Annotated in this window: 11 protein-coding genes; 8 read left to right on the forward strand and 3 right to left on the reverse strand. The window is 35.1% G+C overall.

Annotated elements, in window-relative coordinates:
- On the reverse strand, positions 1-2,355 hold a 2,355-nt coding region (locus tag FS85_RS0109800; RefSeq protein ID WP_010136062.1), incomplete at its 3' end, for a TonB-dependent receptor.
- Positions 2,356-2,561: 206 nt separating this feature from the next.
- On the opposite strand from FS85_RS0109800, the gene FS85_RS0109805 reads away from it, so the two are divergent.
- Both FS85_RS0109805 and FS85_RS0109810 read left to right on the forward strand, forming a co-directional pair.
- The gene (locus FS85_RS0109805) at positions 2,562-3,254 is read left to right on the forward strand and encodes a response regulator transcription factor (RefSeq protein ID WP_010136063.1); all 693 of its coding nucleotides are present in this window, start codon (positions 2,562-2,564) and stop codon (positions 3,252-3,254) included.
- Positions 3,244-4,284: a sensor histidine kinase gene (locus FS85_RS0109810; protein WP_029489389.1), complete on the forward strand. Its 1,041-nt coding sequence runs from the start codon at positions 3,244-3,246 to the stop codon at positions 4,282-4,284. Before FS85_RS0109805 ends, FS85_RS0109810 begins: the two co-directional genes overlap by 11 nt.
- An 81-nt stretch (positions 4,285-4,365) precedes the next feature.
- On the opposite strand, the gene FS85_RS0109815 is transcribed toward FS85_RS0109810, so the two are convergent.
- Complete coding sequence (locus FS85_RS0109815; RefSeq protein WP_010136066.1) at positions 4,366-5,550, reverse strand: T9SS type A sorting domain-containing protein; 1,185 nt, start codon at positions 5,548-5,550, stop codon at positions 4,366-4,368.
- Positions 5,551-5,700: 150 nt separating this feature from the next.
- The gene (gdhA, locus tag FS85_RS0109820) at positions 5,701-7,044 is read right to left on the reverse strand and encodes an NADP-specific glutamate dehydrogenase (protein ID WP_010136068.1); all 1,344 of its coding nucleotides are present in this window, start codon (positions 7,042-7,044) and stop codon (positions 5,701-5,703) included.
- A gap of 76 nt (positions 7,045-7,120) precedes the next feature.
- Here gdhA and FS85_RS0109825 point away from each other — a divergent pair, with 76 nt between their 5' ends.
- From FS85_RS0109825 to FS85_RS0109850, 6 genes are all read left to right on the forward strand, one after another.
- On the forward strand, positions 7,121-8,452 hold the full coding sequence (locus FS85_RS0109825; RefSeq protein ID WP_010136070.1) for an HTTM domain-containing protein: 1,332 nt from the start codon (positions 7,121-7,123) through the stop codon (positions 8,450-8,452).
- A 56-nt stretch (positions 8,453-8,508) separates the two neighbouring features.
- A complete protein-coding gene (pheS, locus tag FS85_RS0109830) occupies positions 8,509-9,528 on the forward strand; it encodes a phenylalanine--tRNA ligase subunit alpha (RefSeq protein WP_010136071.1) in 1,020 nt (339 codons plus the stop codon).
- Between the two features lie 101 nt (positions 9,529-9,629).
- Positions 9,630-11,498, forward strand: a complete 1,869-nt coding sequence (locus tag FS85_RS16145) for a DUF4153 domain-containing protein (RefSeq protein WP_010136072.1) — start codon at positions 9,630-9,632, stop codon at positions 11,496-11,498.
- A gap of 283 nt (positions 11,499-11,781) precedes the next feature.
- Positions 11,782-13,146: a carbohydrate porin gene (locus FS85_RS0109840; protein WP_083823638.1), complete on the forward strand. Its 1,365-nt coding sequence runs from the start codon at positions 11,782-11,784 to the stop codon at positions 13,144-13,146.
- Positions 13,147-13,183: 37 nt separating this feature from the next.
- A complete protein-coding gene (locus tag FS85_RS0109845; protein ID WP_010136074.1) occupies positions 13,184-15,205 on the forward strand; it encodes a glycoside hydrolase family 97 protein in 2,022 nt (673 codons plus the stop codon).
- Positions 15,206-15,324: 119 nt separating this feature from the next.
- The gene (locus FS85_RS0109850; protein WP_083823639.1) at positions 15,325-16,407 is read left to right on the forward strand and encodes a LacI family DNA-binding transcriptional regulator; all 1,083 of its coding nucleotides are present in this window, start codon (positions 15,325-15,327) and stop codon (positions 16,405-16,407) included.
- The last annotated feature ends 10 nt before the right edge of the window (positions 16,408-16,417 follow it).

The following is a 16,417-nucleotide window of genomic DNA, read 5'->3' on the forward strand; positions in this document are numbered from 1 at the left end:
ATCAAGCTTACCAAAAGTTTCTGTTTCGTAAACTTCTTTTTTCCCCTCAAGCTCTATACCATAAACATTTGCTTTGTCTCCCGTATTACTGTAAGTAAAATATCCTGAAGATCCTCTTGTTAAAGAACGGTTGATTGGGTCTTGAATCAATTTATAAAACACAGTTGCAGAAATTAATTCTTCTTTAGTTGGGAAAAATTCCCATTTAAAATCTACATTGTAGTTAGTAGATGCTATCAATTCAGGGTTACCTCTAGTTACCCTACCTGTAGGAGATACATAGTTAAAAGGTGCCAACTCCTTAAATTCTGGTAAAGTAATCGTTTTACTACCTGCAAGTCTTAAGGAATGTTGATCGTTTAATTCGTATTTCATATTAAAACTTGGTAAAATATTATCATATGTATTAGATAAGCTAGTAATCTCGTCTCCATTTTCATCTTCTAAAAAGTAATTATTTACATTCCACTCTACCATATCAATCACATCTTGCTCATATCTTACACCTAGCCCAACAGTTAACACACCAAATTTCATGTCTGTATTTAAATATCCTGCTATAATATCTAATTCAGCCTTGTAAGTATCGGGATTCTGATTATTGTATCTTAAGTAACCTCTATTAATATTTTCCTGCGTTAATCCCTCAGTTAAATTATTAATATCAGAAACACTAAAGTTATTATCATTACCATCTGTCGTAACAATCAATCCATCAAACTTAGATCTAAAATCTCTGGTTCTATTTCTGTAGTTTCCTCCTATGTTAAAACGAATACGCTTTCCTTCTTTCTCAACCAAAACATGCTCAAAATTTAGCAAAGCATTGTATTCAAAATCCTCAATCTCTTGGCTTGATTTACGTTGTTGAAATCCTCCAACATATGCATATTTCACAACTCCGTCATTCAACACACGACTTCCAAAAGCCACATTATTTGCTGCTGTCCCGAAATTAACCTCGTTTCTTATACGATTAGGCTCATCTGCTTGCACATTGTTTATACCCGCTGCCCAATTAAATTTATTTCTATCATCAAATGTATGGCTACCCAATAACTGATTTACCAATATTTGTGTTTGTTTAGTATTTTGGTCTCTTACAAATGCTCCATATTCAACTGGTTGTTGATCAAAAACAAAACCAAAACCATCACCACCTTGCTCATAAACATTATCAGATAATTTGTTTATGTATAGATTAGTCAACTTTATACTATGATCTTTTCCAAAATCATACTTTAAATCTATCAAGCCTGTTGTATTTATAGAAGTATTAAATTCTTCTACAAAAGGGAAATCATTATTAAGAGAATTTCCTCTATACTGTGCAAACATTCCCTCATAGTAATCGTAAGATCTAGAATGAGACAATGAAATTATAGCCATCAAATCATGATTATCATTTACTTCAAATTTGTAACCTCCTGCTAATGATAAGCTATAATCTATAGGAAGAGACTGACTAGCCGTATTCCAGCTTTGACTGAATAAAGCTTGACCAGGGTTTAAATCTGAATTATGATACCCAAATGTTACATTATTAATATTTTGGGTTGCTTTGAATTCTCCAAAAACGCCTACAACATTTGAATTGATACCAGTACCTACTCCAATTTTTATTCCTTTAGCATTTTTAGAATATTCTTTAGATGTGATATCAACATGTCCAGAAGATTGATCTGCATAAGAAGAAGTACTATAAGTTTTAGAAATCCCTACATTTTGAATAATTGAAGTAGGAAACAAATTCAAATTGATATTTTTCTTTTCAATATCGTCTGAAGGTATTGGCAATCCGTTCATGGTTGTAAATAAATAACGATCACCCAATCCTCTTATATATACATCTCCAGAGGCCTCATTTTTTTGTACTCCTGAAATTTTAGCTGTAGCCGAAGCTGCATCAGAAACACCTGCTTTAGATAATTGTTCCGCTCCAATACTTTCTATAATTTCAACTTTCTCTTTTTGTACAGCTAACAAAGCAGCCTCACTTTCTTTGTTTGTTACCACGTTTAACACAACCGCATCCAACGCATCAGCCTGTGATTGCATTACTACATTTACCGTTTGTTTACCTTTGGCTTTTACGGTAACGGCTTTGGTTTCTTTTTTATACCCCTGAAACTCGTACACCAAAGTGTAGTTTCCTGGTTTTAAGTTTAGTTGGTACACTCCATCAAAATCTGTAGTGGTTCCTATGGTAGGGTTTCCCTGCACATAAATACTTACAAAAGGAAGTGGTTCTAAATTCATTTCTTTGTCTTGTACCATTCCCGATACAGTTCCCTTAGACTGCGCAAAAACTACTGCGGTCATTAGGGCAAAAAGAGTAAATAATAAATTTCTCATTATCAATGATATGTTTGTTTTAAAGTCAGGCAAAATTCTGTATAAAATCATTTTTAGAGCCTAAGTAAGCATTACGTTTGCGTTATATTAACGTTAAATTGCTCGTTTGTTACTTTAACACTTTGTAATCATTAAATGTTTGTTAAAAACACTTTTGTATATTTAGAAAACATTAAATTTGGCCACACTATAACGAAAAACTAGAAATGGAAACTAATCAGATTAAGATTCTTTTGGTTGATGACGAACCAGATATTTTGGAAATTGTAGGATACAATCTTAAAAAAGAAGGCTATGATATTTACACAGCTAGCAATGGTATAGAAGCTGTAGATCAGGCAAAAAAAGTACAACCTCATTTGATATTACTAGATGTAATGATGCCAGAAATGGACGGTGTAGAAGCTTGTGAAAAAATTAGAGAAATTTCAGACTTAAAAGATGTTATTATCTCCTTTTTTACCGCTCGTGGCGAAGACTACAGTCAAGTAGCTGGTTTTGATGCGGGGGCAGACGACTACATTACCAAACCCATTAAACCTAAATTGTTAACTAGCAAAGTAAAATCTTTGTTAAGAAGATTAAAGGACGATGGGGCTAAAACCAATAGCACAGACTTGGGAGGAATTATTATAGATCGAGACGAATACCTAATTGTAAAAGACGGTGAAAAAATAGTATTGCCAAGAAAAGAGTTTGAATTGTTTTCTTTGCTAACCTCTAAACCAGGAAAGGTGTTTAATCGTGAATCTATAATGAAAAAAGTATGGGGGAGCGATGTGGTTGTAGGAGACAGAACTATAGATGTACACATTAGAAAACTAAGAGAAAAAATAGGAGACAACTACTTTAAAACCGTAAAGGGAGTTGGCTATAAGTTTATTTTACATGAAAATTAAAAATTTTTTTATTTTTTCTATTGCCATTTCTTTTGTACTAACGCTTTGTATAGATGTTAGTATTTTAATTTACATGGCAGCTACCAAAACTACCGTACACATACAAGCCTTGTTACTTTTGTCTTTGGCTTTGTTTATTTTGCTAAGCTTGATAATTAACAACGGGGTAGAAACATACATTAACTACCGAATAGGAAAAATATACAAACAGGTAAATACACTAAAAAAAAAGCGAATTTCTAACATAAATATCAACGCAGATGAGTTTGATTTTTTGGCTCGCGACATCTTAAAATATACATACAAGAAAAAGCGAGAGATTAATAAGTTAAACTATCGAGAAAACTATCGCAGAGACTTTTTAGGAAATGTGGCTCACGAAATAAAAACACCACTGTTTACCGTGCAAGGATATTTACTAACCTTAATAGAAGGAGCTGCCGAAGACAGAGAAATTAGAGACAAATACCTAAAAAGAGCCAATGCAGCCATAGAACGTTTAAGCGAAATTGTTGATGATTTGGACTTAATCACCAAGCTAGAAACCAATGATTTAAAGCTAAACATAGACACTTTTAACATTATAAAAGTAGTGCAAAAAGTGTTTGATTTGTTAGAAATGCAGGCTAAAAAAAGAAACATCAAACTAACCTTAGACAAGTTTTATGACATCCCCGAGTTTGTAATGGCTGACGAGTCTAAAATAGAACAGGTATTGATTAATTTGGTAATGAACTCCATCAAATATGGAAAAATAGGAGGCACAACAGTGGTTTCTATAGAGTACGTAGATGATGAAAAGATTTTAGTTAAAGTAAAAGATAATGGAGAAGGAATAGACAAAGACAACATTCCTAGATTGTTCGAACGTTTTTATCGTGTAGACAAAAGTAGGTCTAGAGACCAAGGAGGTTCTGGTTTAGGATTGGCAATTGTAAAACACATTGTAGAAGCCCACGAACAAACTATTGATGTAAAAAGTGTGGTAGGTAGTGGTTCTACTTTTTACTTTACTTTAGACAAAGCTTAAATAAATACACAAACAAATAGTATACAAAAAGGCCGATAGATTTTTTTCTATCGACCTTTTTTGTTTCTATTCCATCAATTTTTATTGATGTACAATTTTCTGTCTTAATCCGTTGTTGGTTTGGATAAAATAAACTCCCGAAGGCAAGGACGAAATGTTGATGCTTTTTTGTGCTCTAAAGGTTTTTACAGTTTGTCCCAAAACGTTTTTTATAAAGATTGTTTCTATATCAGAAACATCAGAAATCTGAAGAGTTCCATTTTTAAAGTTTTGAGTAATAGAGATTCCTGCTTTGCTAAAGTTTCCTGTAGACAAAGTTGCATCATTAATTACAGGAAATTCTAAACTATAAGAAATCCAGTCCCAACCAGAACCATTCCACTTTTGCATTCCGTAATAGTCGTCTCCGTTTAATTTGTGCACTCCAGACCCATTGTCTGCCGTAGTTCCAACATTCAATCCGTTTAGTACTTCTTCCTCAGGAAAGGTAAACGTAATAGTACCCGATTGGTTTTCTTCTGTTCCACTTACCACAATATCATCTGCTGTAACATTAGAAATGGTTGCATTGGTATAAGGATCTGCCACAGGGTCTGCACCTGCAGGATGTACTAATAAAATACGGTAGTTTAGACCTGTAATGTTGGTGTTTGCAGTATAGTTAAAACTCATCGTAAATGTTTCCCCTCTAGTTACACTTGCAAAAGCCGTTTGTTCGTTGGTAATAGATATGTAATTTGGTGGATAATAAGCTGGTACAACTTCTATATCTGTGTTTGAAAATTTATCAATCGTTAAAGGTCCACCACCACTTACTCTTAGCGAATAACCTGTACCTACAGCAATCAAGCTTTCGTCACCAATATTTAGCTGACTTAACACCCATGTACGAGTTCTAACAGTTAAACTGTTACCGTCATTTGGGTTAGCATCTAATGAAGTACTGGTGGTGTTTGCATCTGACAACCCTCCTGTAATCACAAAAGCATTTCCGGTAGCTCCTGGATTTTTAATAGGCAACCAAATTTTTGCATGGGTAGGTTCATTTCCTGCTCCGTCCGTTCTAAAATCAGACACACTTGTAATGGTTAAAGTAGCAGGTTCGTACCCGCCACCAGGTAATTTGTTTAAAAAGAAACCATTGGTAGAAATTACCAATTCGTCTGTAGCAGTAGTCGATTTGGTAATAGTGTTGGTGTCTGCTGTTTGACTAAAGCCCAACAACGATGCTGACATCGCAAATAAAAAAGATAGTTTTTTAATCATAATATATATTATTTTAATTCTACTCATAAAATTATTTAGGAATAGCATTAAAAAAAGATACATATGATTTTGATCTAAATACAAATGGTTCTCTATTCATTTATTCAATTCATAGAGAACCTTATATTACAACTTTAAAAATCAAAAAAGTTAAATAACACCTTGTGCAAGCATTGCATCGGCTACTTTTACAAAACCAGCAATATTGGCTCCTTTTACATAATTTACATAGCCATCGTCTTCAGTTCCATATTCTACACAAGCCTCATGTATATCTGTCATAATTTCTTGTAGCTTTTTATCTACTTCTACACGAGTCCATTTGTAACGCAATGCATTTTGAGTCATTTCTAAACCAGAAGTTGCCACTCCTCCCGCATTGGATGCTTTACCAGGTGCATAGAAAATTTTAGCTTTGTGAAACGCTTCCATAGCCTCTATAGTACAGGGCATATTGGCTCCTTCGCTTACACAAATACAACCATTGTTTACCAATGTTTGTGCTTCCTCTCCGTTCAACTCGTTTTGTGTAGCACAAGGAAAGGCAACTTCGCAACTTTCGCTCCAAGGTTTTTCTCCCTGATGGTACACAGCAGATGGATATTTTTCTACGTACTCTGAAATTCTTCCTCTTTTTTGATTTTTTAACTCTTTAACAAACTCTAGTTTTTCTTGACTGATTCCTTCTTCATCAAAAATATACCCAGAGGAATCTGATAGCGTTACTACTTTAGCCCCTAACTGAATGCATTTTTCAGCAGCGTATTGAGCTACGTTTCCAGAACCAGAAATTACTACTGTTTTTTCAGACAAAGTTTCTTGTTTGGTTTCTAGCATGGCTTTGGCAAAATATACTGCTCCATATCCTGTTGCTTCAGGTCTTATTTGTGATCCTCCCCAAGACAATCCTTTTCCTGTTAATACACCTGTAAACTCATTTCTTAATTTTTTATACATCCCAAACAAATACCCTACTTCTCTTGCTCCTACTCCTATATCTCCTGCAGGCACATCGGTATCATGTCCTATGTGCCTAAACAACTCGGACATAAATGCATGACAAAAACGCATAATTTCATCGTCTGATTTTCCTTTAGGGTCAAAATCTGAACCTCCTTTACCTCCACCCATAGGCAAAGTAGTTAAGGAATTTTTAAACACCTGCTCAAAAGCCAAAAACTTTAAAATACTCTGGTTTACTGTAGGATGAAAACGCAGTCCTCCTTTGTATGGCCCAATAGCCGAGTTCATTTGTACTCGATACCCCCTGTTGATTTGAATTTCTCCATCATCATCTACCCAACACACACGAAAAGACACTACTCTCTCTGGCTCTACCATACGCAACAAAATGTTTTTCCCAAAATAAATATCATGCTCGCATACATACGGAATTACCGTTTCGGCTACCTCTTGCACTGCTTGTAAAAATTCAGGTTCGTCACCATTACGTACCTTTACGTTATCCATAAAATCTTGAACTCTTTTATCCATCTGTTTTTTGTTTTTATTATAAATATAGAAATATATTTGTGTAGTGTGTACATCTTAATCAATCTTACGAATTGCCATGAAATTCTTTTTTAAAAACGTAGACAACACCCCTTTAATTGTTTTCCGTATTATTTTTGGAACCATTTTAATGTTAGAAGCTTGGGGCTCTATATTTACAGGCTGGATTGACACTACGTTTGTACAACCTAGCCTCCATTTTTCGTTTATTGCGTTCGAGTGGTTGCAACCGTTAGATGGCAACGGCATGTACTTTTTATACGGGTTGATGGGTTTTTTAGGCTTACTAGTTCTCTTGGGATATTATTATAGACTAGCAATTATTAGCTATACAATTTTATGGACGTACTGTTATCTTGTTCATAAAATATCGTACAATAACCATTATTACTTAATGATACTGTTGTGTTTTTTAATGTGTTTTATGCCCGCCAACCGCTATGCTTCTTTAGATGTACGAACGCAACGAGTAGACACAAGCGCACACATGCCCCAATGGGTTTCTTTTTTATTGGTGTTTCAAATTAGCTGCGTGTATGTATTTGGTGCTATTGCCAAAATGTATCCCGACTGGATAGACGGTACGTTTCCCAAAATAGTACTAACAGACAAAGCAAATTTTCCACTTATAGGTAAATATTTTACCAAAACATGGTTTTACATGGGCATTGCTTACGGTGGTTTACTGTTCGATTTGTTAATTATTCCAGCCTTGGCTTATAAACAAACTAGAAAAGTAGCTTTTTTCATTTCTATTTTCTTTCACAGTTTTAACTCTATTGTGTTTCAAGTAGGTGTTTTTCCATATCTAAGTCTGTCATTTGCTTTATTCTTTTTTGATGGCCGTAAAGTGCAACAATGGTTTTTGCCTAAAAAAGGATTTTATCAAACAAGCCAAGAACCTGCTGCTATCAAACCTAACTACCTGCTTGCCATTTCTACTTACGTAGTGTTGCAACTATTTTTACCTTTAAGACAGCACTGCATTCAAGGAAATGCCTATTGGACTGAGGAAGGACACAAAATGAGTTGGCGAATGATGCTTCGCTCGGCTTCGGGTACTTTGTATTATAAAATTCACAACATTACCAAAGACAGCACCTACTACCACAGACCTAAAATACTTACCGCTAAACAAAAGCATTTGATTAGCACACATCCCGACGTTATTTGGCAGTACGCTCAATACTTAAAAAAAGAAGCAAGCCAAAAAGGAAGTCTAATACAGGTTTACGCCATCAGCAAAAAACGACTTAACGGAAGACCTTTGCAAGAATTTATAGACCCTACGGTTGATTTGGCTAATACACCCTGGGATTATTTTTATCATGCTCCATGGATTCGGGAATTTAAAGGATGGAAAAAGCCCGAGAAAGTCGACCAAAAATAAAGGGAACAATAGAAATAGTTTACTTAAATTTGCAGTCTAATTTCTGAATAACGATTATGTTAGATAAAGTAAATGAGCTAATTGGAGAAGTAAGTAATTTTAACACCACTAGTAAAGAGGAACTAGAAGCGTTTAGAATTAAGTATTTAGGAAAAAAGGGAATTTTGAATGATCTTTTTGCTGAGTTTAAAAATGTAGCAAACGATCAGAAAAAAGAATTTGGACAAGCGCTAAATACCTTTAAAAATACCGCCGAAAATAAAATTAACGACTTGCGTAGTTCTTTAGAAGAAGCTGCACTTTCAGGAACGGCATTAAACGACTTGACCCGTCCGGGAGAGCCTTTAAAAATTGGTTCTCGCCATCCAATTTCTATCGTACGTAATCAAATTATTGATGTGTTTTCTAGAATTGGTTTTACTGTATCTGAAGGCCCAGAAATTGAAGACGATTGGCACAACTTTACTGCCTTAAATTTGCCAGAATACCATCCGGCAAGAGACATGCAGGATACGTTTTTTATAGAGCAAAATCCCGATATTTTGTTGCGTACTCACACCTCATCAGTACAAACAAGATATATGGAAAACAACGAACCGCCTATAAGAACCTTATCTCCGGGACGTGTGTTTAGAAACGAAGACATTTCGGCACGTGCACATTGTATCTTTCATCAGGTAGAAGGTTTGTACATAGACACAGACGTTTCTTTTGCAGACTTAAAACAGACTTTGTTGTACTTTACCAAGGAAATGTTCGGAAAATCTAAAATTCGCTTACGCCCTTCTTATTTTCCTTTTACCGAACCTAGTGCAGAAGTGGATATTTACTGGGGATTAGAAACCGAAACCGACTATAAAATTACCAAAGGAACAGGTTGGTTAGAAATTATGGGATGCGGAATGGTAGATCCTAACGTATTAAAAAACGCTAATATAGATCCTACAAAATACAGTGGTTACGCTTTTGGAATGGGAATAGAACGTATTGCCATGTTGCTGTATCAAATTCCAGATATTCGTATGTTCTACGAAAATGATGTTCGCTTTTTGGAACAGTTTAAAAGCATTAACTAAGCATATATATATACGACTCCTTATTTGGGGTCGTTTTTTTATATTTAAAGACACAAGCTCTATTTTTCTCTTTTTTTGTTAGCTTTAGCAAAAAAAATACTATGAAATTTTCTTTTTCTCATGTAGTACATCGGGCTAAAACATCTTTATTTCGTTTTCCCTGGGTAATTGCATCAGCTTTTTGCGGAGTACTAATTGCTTTGTATTTGGTAGCATATCAAGACACTTTGGCAATAGAATTAAGTTATATCAATGCTCTATTGACTTTTGCTTTAGGAGTCCCTTTGTATTTTTGCACCACTATTTTTATAGAACAACAACAAAAGTCCAACACGTTTAATTATTTAACACAAGGTTTTGCCACAGTTCTATTGGTAGGTATCTATTTATCTTTACCTAATTCTTTAGAAAGTCATAACCTCCATATTTCTTACATTCGCTACGGCATATACAACGCTATTGTACATTTATTAGTAGCCTATGTACCATATCTTAAAAACAAACATCTTAACGGTTTTTGGAACTACAACAAAAGTTTGTTTCTGCGTTTGTGCACCGCTGTGCTGTACTCGCTAGTATTGTATATTGGTATATCCATTGCCTATGCTGCTGTTGATAGTCTGTTTCAGGTTGACATAAATTCTGAACTGTATTTTGAAACTTTTATTGTAATTATTGGATTGTTTAACACATGGTTTTTTGTGGCTGGAGTTCCCAAAAATCTAAATGCACTAGAAGCTGTTACGGAATATCCAAAAGGCTTAAAAATATTTTCACAGTACGTATTGCTTTCATTGTTGCTATTGTACTTGGTAATATTGTATGCCTATGGTTTTAAAATTACGCTACTTCAAAGCTGGCCTAAAGGATGGATTACCTATTTGGTTTCAGGCGTATCTATTTTGGGCTTCTTTACTGTTTTATTATTGTATCCTTATGCAAAAATCAAAGAAAATTCATGGATTGCTAAATTCACCAAAGTTTTTTACATACTGCTCTTACCCCTATCAATCATGATGATTCTAGCCATTCAGGTAAGAGTAAGTGCTTACGGAATTACCATCAAACGTTATGCTTCTTATACCTTAGCGCTATGGATTGTTTTGGTTTGTGTTTATTTTTTGTTTCAAAAAGACAATATCAAATTCATTCCCATATCATTATCAATTTTACTGTTAGCGAGTTCTTTTGGAACCTGGAGTATGTTTGCTGTTAGCGAAACCTCTCAGGTTGATAGACTAGAAAAACTGTTAAAAAAACAAGGAATATTAACAAACGGAAAAATAAACAATGAAGTCGTTTGGGATGTTTCTAAACTGCCAAAATGGGAGTTTAAAAATCCTAATCATAAACCCAAAACCCTCCCCGATTCCATTCAAAATCAAGTAAAATCTATCTTAGATTATTTGGACGATTATCACGGTATGGAAAAAATTCGCCCTTGGTTTACACAAAACTTAGACAGCCTATACCTTGTAAGTCAAGAAAAAAACAAATCGAGATTTCCGAACGAAGCCAAAATATATATGCAAAGTATGGGATTGGAGTATCGTAAAATTTACACTCGCAATTCATCACAAAAATACTACTATTACCGCAGTAAAAAAGACAGACTGACAAAGACCAACGGAGCAACGTACTTATACAACTTTACGTTTCACAAAAACACCCAAGCACAAACCATTCACACAGCTAATACAGACATTGGTATAGAACGAACTAACAAAAGTTTAAACATCATCTACCATCAAGATACGTTACACATTCCGTTTAAAAAACTAACACAAGACATGGTTTCTAAATGGGGACTAAAAACACAAAATCAACTACCAGAAAAACTCTGGATTCAAACTCTTGATAACAAGGGAGTTAAAATTCGCTGTGAGCTTGATTATGTACAGCTACAAATCGAAAATAACACTACAAAACTTCAAAGTTGTGGTGGTACGTTGTTTATTTACGAAGAATAAAATAAATAACTGATTTTCAAATTTAAAACCAACTGCAGGTATAAAACTTGCAGTTGGTTTTGTTTTTATCCTTTAAATAAAGATTCTTTTTTAGTGTTTAACCACTCCTATTTCCAAAATATCAGATTCTTAAAATTCTCACACAGCTAACGAATTTACTGCATTTTACACTTTTTATTATTTTCAAAAACAAAACAAACGAACATAATAACTTAAAAACCATTATTTATCTGTATGTTTGCGTAAACATTTAATAGTTTTTACATCAAGTTATCTAAAATCAATGTTAAGATCATCCCACACACGACTTTTGTTGCTAGTCCTAAGTATTTCAATGATATGCTTAGAGGCTTCTTATGGTCAGAAATTAATTGAAGACAACTTTAATTACTTTGGTACTTCAGGATACATCCGCACAGGAATGGGACAAAGCGAAGGCGGAGCAACACAAGCTCACTTTGAAATGCCTGGGGCTTTGAATAAATTTAGCTTAGGAAATCAGGCGGATACCTACGGAGAATTAGAGTTTGATTACACACGTTATTTGAATCTTGATAAAAGCAAATCCATCGACCTTGTTTGGATGACCTCCTTTTACGAAGCCTTTGGCAGTAAAAACGGAATGCAGTTTGACAAAACTGCCCAACTCTATGTTCGCGGAAACAATTTATTAGGAAACAAGGAAATTCTATGGATAGGAAAACGTTATTACCACCGACAAGCCATTCACTTGTTGGACAAACAATGGATGAACCCTGCACAAACAGGGTGGGGACTGGGAATTGAAAACATCATCACCCACAAAGGTAAAGAAGATCTAAAATTTGGAGCTTGGGCTTTTGAGGACAAAGCGGTAACCTCTTACATCAATCAAAACCAAAGTGTGCTAAAAGCTTTTACGTTTGATGCACGATGGGTACACGTACCTATTACCAAAATCAGTTCCATCAACTTAGCGGTTAACTATTCGTTAAGAGCTCAAAATCAAACCTTAGCCTATAAAAACCGTCATGGCTATGGTACTTTTGCTTGGATAGATACTGAGAAAAACAACATCAGCAATACGTTTGCCGTTTTGTTTAGACAGGGTGCTAATGTAGCTCAACACCATTGGACAGGAATGTCTCAAAAAGAAAATCCATCGAACAGTACTCTTGTTCAGTATGATTTGACAAAGGCTTATGCTCTGGAAATAAACAACAACTTTTTATACGATGATTTTGATCGTTTTGCTCTGAATGCTATTTTGATGAGTGTATTTAAAAATTTTGGTACGCAGCCTTATCAATATCAAAACGGCAACAGAGAATATCTAGACCATTTGGGAAACAATATGTATTGGTTGACCGTAGGAGCTAGAGGGATGTATTATATAAATGACTATTTTAAACTCAGCCTAGAATTCAGTACGGAATACATCTACAACGAACAGGTCAATACAGAAGGAAATTTACAACGGATTTCCTTTACTCCAGAGCTTTCCCTAAAGAAAGGCTTTTACAACCGACCTGTACTACGTCCGTTAATTACCTATGCTTTTTGGAGCAACGATTTGTTGGGACAATTAGGAACCACACCTACCAACGCTCCTTACGGAAACAACACAAAAGGCTTTACGTTTGGATTGCAGTTTGAAATTTGGTGGTAATAAAAAAATGAAACAAACACTATTAAAATATAACGTCATGAAAAAAACAACATTCTATAAACTTGTACTTAGTTTGATCTTGATAACATCAACCGCTATGGCAACTGAAACACAAAAAATAGTTGTTACGTCTCCTGATGGAACAACATACGCACAAATCAACTTAGAAAAAGACATTCGCTACTCCATTACTCAAGATGAAGTTTTGGTATTGGCTCCCTCAAAAATAGCCCTCCGTATATCGGACGGAACTATTTGGGGTGCACATCCAAGAGTGAAAGAAATTCGCAGAAATTCGGTAAACAAGACAATCAGTACACCTTTTTATAAAAGCAAAAAAATAACGGAAGCATACAATCAAGTTCTTATTGATTTTGAGGGAGACTGGAGTTTGGAATTTAGAGCCTATAATGATGGCATAGCTTATAGATTTATAAGTCATAAAAAAGGAAAATTTGAAATTAAAAATGAAATAGCAGACTACGAATTTGTAAACGATGCACAAGCAACGGTTCCCTATGTATATAGTCCTGGTGATTTGGAACACCAATTGTCACAGGCTTTTGAAAACACGTATACGCGTTTAAAAATATCAGAACTGGACAAAGAGCGTTTGATGTTTTTACCATTGACTGTAGCTGCACCCAAAGGAAAACGAGTAACAATTACAGAGAGCGACTTAAGAAACTATCCTGGAATGTATATGCAAACTACAGAAAAGGAAAACACTTTAAGTGCTTTTTTTGCTCCCTTGCGTAATGAAGTAGAAGAACACTCAGGCTACAACAATTTGCAAGTTACCGTAAAATCTCGTCATGAATACATTGCCAAAGTCAATCAAAAAAGGAGTTTTCCATGGAGAACTGCCATTGTTACACGCAACGACGTGGAACTTGCCAATACAGACATGTCTTACTTATTGGCAGAAGAAAATGTGATTGGAGACACCAGCTGGATTCAACCTGGAAAAGTGGCTTGGGACTGGTGGAACAACTGGAACTTAGAAGGCGTGGACTTTAAGGCTGGAATTAACAACCAAACCTACAAATACTACATCGATTTTGCTTCTAAAAATGGGATTGAATACGTGATTTTAGACGAAGGATGGTCCGTAAATAAAGTATACGATTTAATGCAAGTGGTACCAGAAATTGACTTGGAAGAACTCATAGCCTATGGGAAAAAAAGAAATGTAGGCATTATTTTGTGGGCAGGCTACTATGCATTTGACAAAGACATGCAAAAAGTTTGTGAACATTATAGCAAAATGGGAGTTAAAGGTTTTAAGGTCGATTTTATGAATGGAGACGACCAAGAATTGGTACATTTTAACGAGCGCGTGGCCAAAATGTGTGCAAAGTACCGCTTATTGGTGGATCTACACGGAACTTACAAACCGGCTGGATTACAAAGAACCTACCCAAATATTTTGAATTTTGAAGGTGTACATGGTTTGGAACAAATGAAATGGCAACCACAAACCTGTGATCAGGTAACTTACGATGTTACCATGCCCTACTTACGTATGATCTCTGGACCTGTTGATTATACACAAGGAGCTATGAACAATGCTGTAAAATCTTTGAACACCATTACCAACCAAGTAGAAACACAATACTATCCAAACTTTTCTAAACCGATGAGTCAAGGAACACGTATGCATCAATTAGCAGAGTATGTTATTTTCTTTTCGCCTTTAAACATGTTGTGTGATACGCCTACCAATTATGAAAAAAACCCTGTGAGTACGGAATTTATCGCTTCTATTCCAACCGTTTGGGATGAGAGCAAAACCATTGATGGAAAAATGGGTGAATACATTATTACCGCTCGTAGAAGTGGAGACACTTGGTACATTGGCGGATTGAACAACTGGGATGCTAGAAATATTACCATTAATGTAAAAGAAATAACAGGTAAAAGTGGGCAAGCAATTATTTACAAAGACGGAATTAATGCAGATAACAACGGAGTTGATTTTAAGAAAACTACCGAACATATAACTGATTATATTACCCTACACATGGCTCCTGGTGGAGGATTTGTTGTAAAACTATAATCTGTTACTTCCTCTATTTATTTTTTTTAGTCTACTCCCTTTTCTGTAAAGGGAGTAGATTTTTTTATACCACCATTCCAAATCCCTAAAAATGCCCTTATATTTGTAAGAACTGAATCATGATGAATAAAAAAGTCACTTTTAAAGATGTAGCCGCATTGGCTGGCGTTTCTACACAAACAGTATCTAGAGTTACCAATGGTGGGAAAGGTGTAGATCCTAACACCCTAAAAAAAGTACAAGAGGCCATAGATACTTTGGGATATGTACCTAATAAAGGAGCACAGTTGTTGGTTCAGAAACAAGTAAAAGTTTTAGGCATTATTACTTTAAAAATGTCTATGGAGGGTGCCATGAACATTGTAGAAGGAGTTCGTTTGGAAAGTAAAAATCAAAATTATAGCATTGCCCTTACCGTGGTAGAACAGCAAGAAGAAAATCTAGAAGAAGCCATTAGAGAGTTACGATCACAACAAGTAGCGGGCATTGTCATCAACTTGGGCGTTTCTAAAAAAATGGCTGAAACTTTGGTTACCAAACATCCGCAAATTTCTTTTTTGTTTATAGATGTACCCACAGACACAGCTGTTTCGCAAATTTCATCCAATCATCAACAAGGGGCACAACAAGTAGTACAACATTTATTAGCACAAGGACATCAACACTTTGGTTTGTTAAATGGGCCTCAAAACTCTTGGGCAGCAAAACAGCGTAAAACTACTTGGGAAGAAGAAATCAAAAAAGCAAAACAACAAATTATTGTACAAGCAGAAGGAAATTGGACTGCAGAAAGTGGTTATACAGAAACGCTTAAAATGTTGCAACATCCTAAAAAATTTTCTGCATTGTTGGTAGCTAGTGACCAAATGGCACTAGGTGCTTTAAGAGCTTGTGCAGAACAGCAGATTGATGTACCCGTACATTTGTCCGTTACAGGTTTTGACGATACTCCAGACAGTGCTTATTACCCCCCCCCACTAACCACAGTAAAACAAAATTTTTTAGAAATAGGTAAACAAGCCGTTAAGACTTTACTAAGTCAAATACATCAAGAAAACGCTATCAGCAAAAAACAAATTGATTTGGAATTTGTTGAAAGACAAAGTACTGCCAAACCTAATTATGCTGTTACTAATACCGAAGAAATTAAAGAATTGTTACACAAAATACACGGTTTACTTCCGCATATTTCTAAACCTTAATTGTTAGGAT

Origin of the sequence: Ochrovirga pacifica (assembly GCF_000220525.1) — a bacterium.
Classification (GTDB): domain Bacteria; phylum Bacteroidota; class Bacteroidia; order Flavobacteriales; family Flavobacteriaceae; genus Ochrovirga; species Ochrovirga pacifica.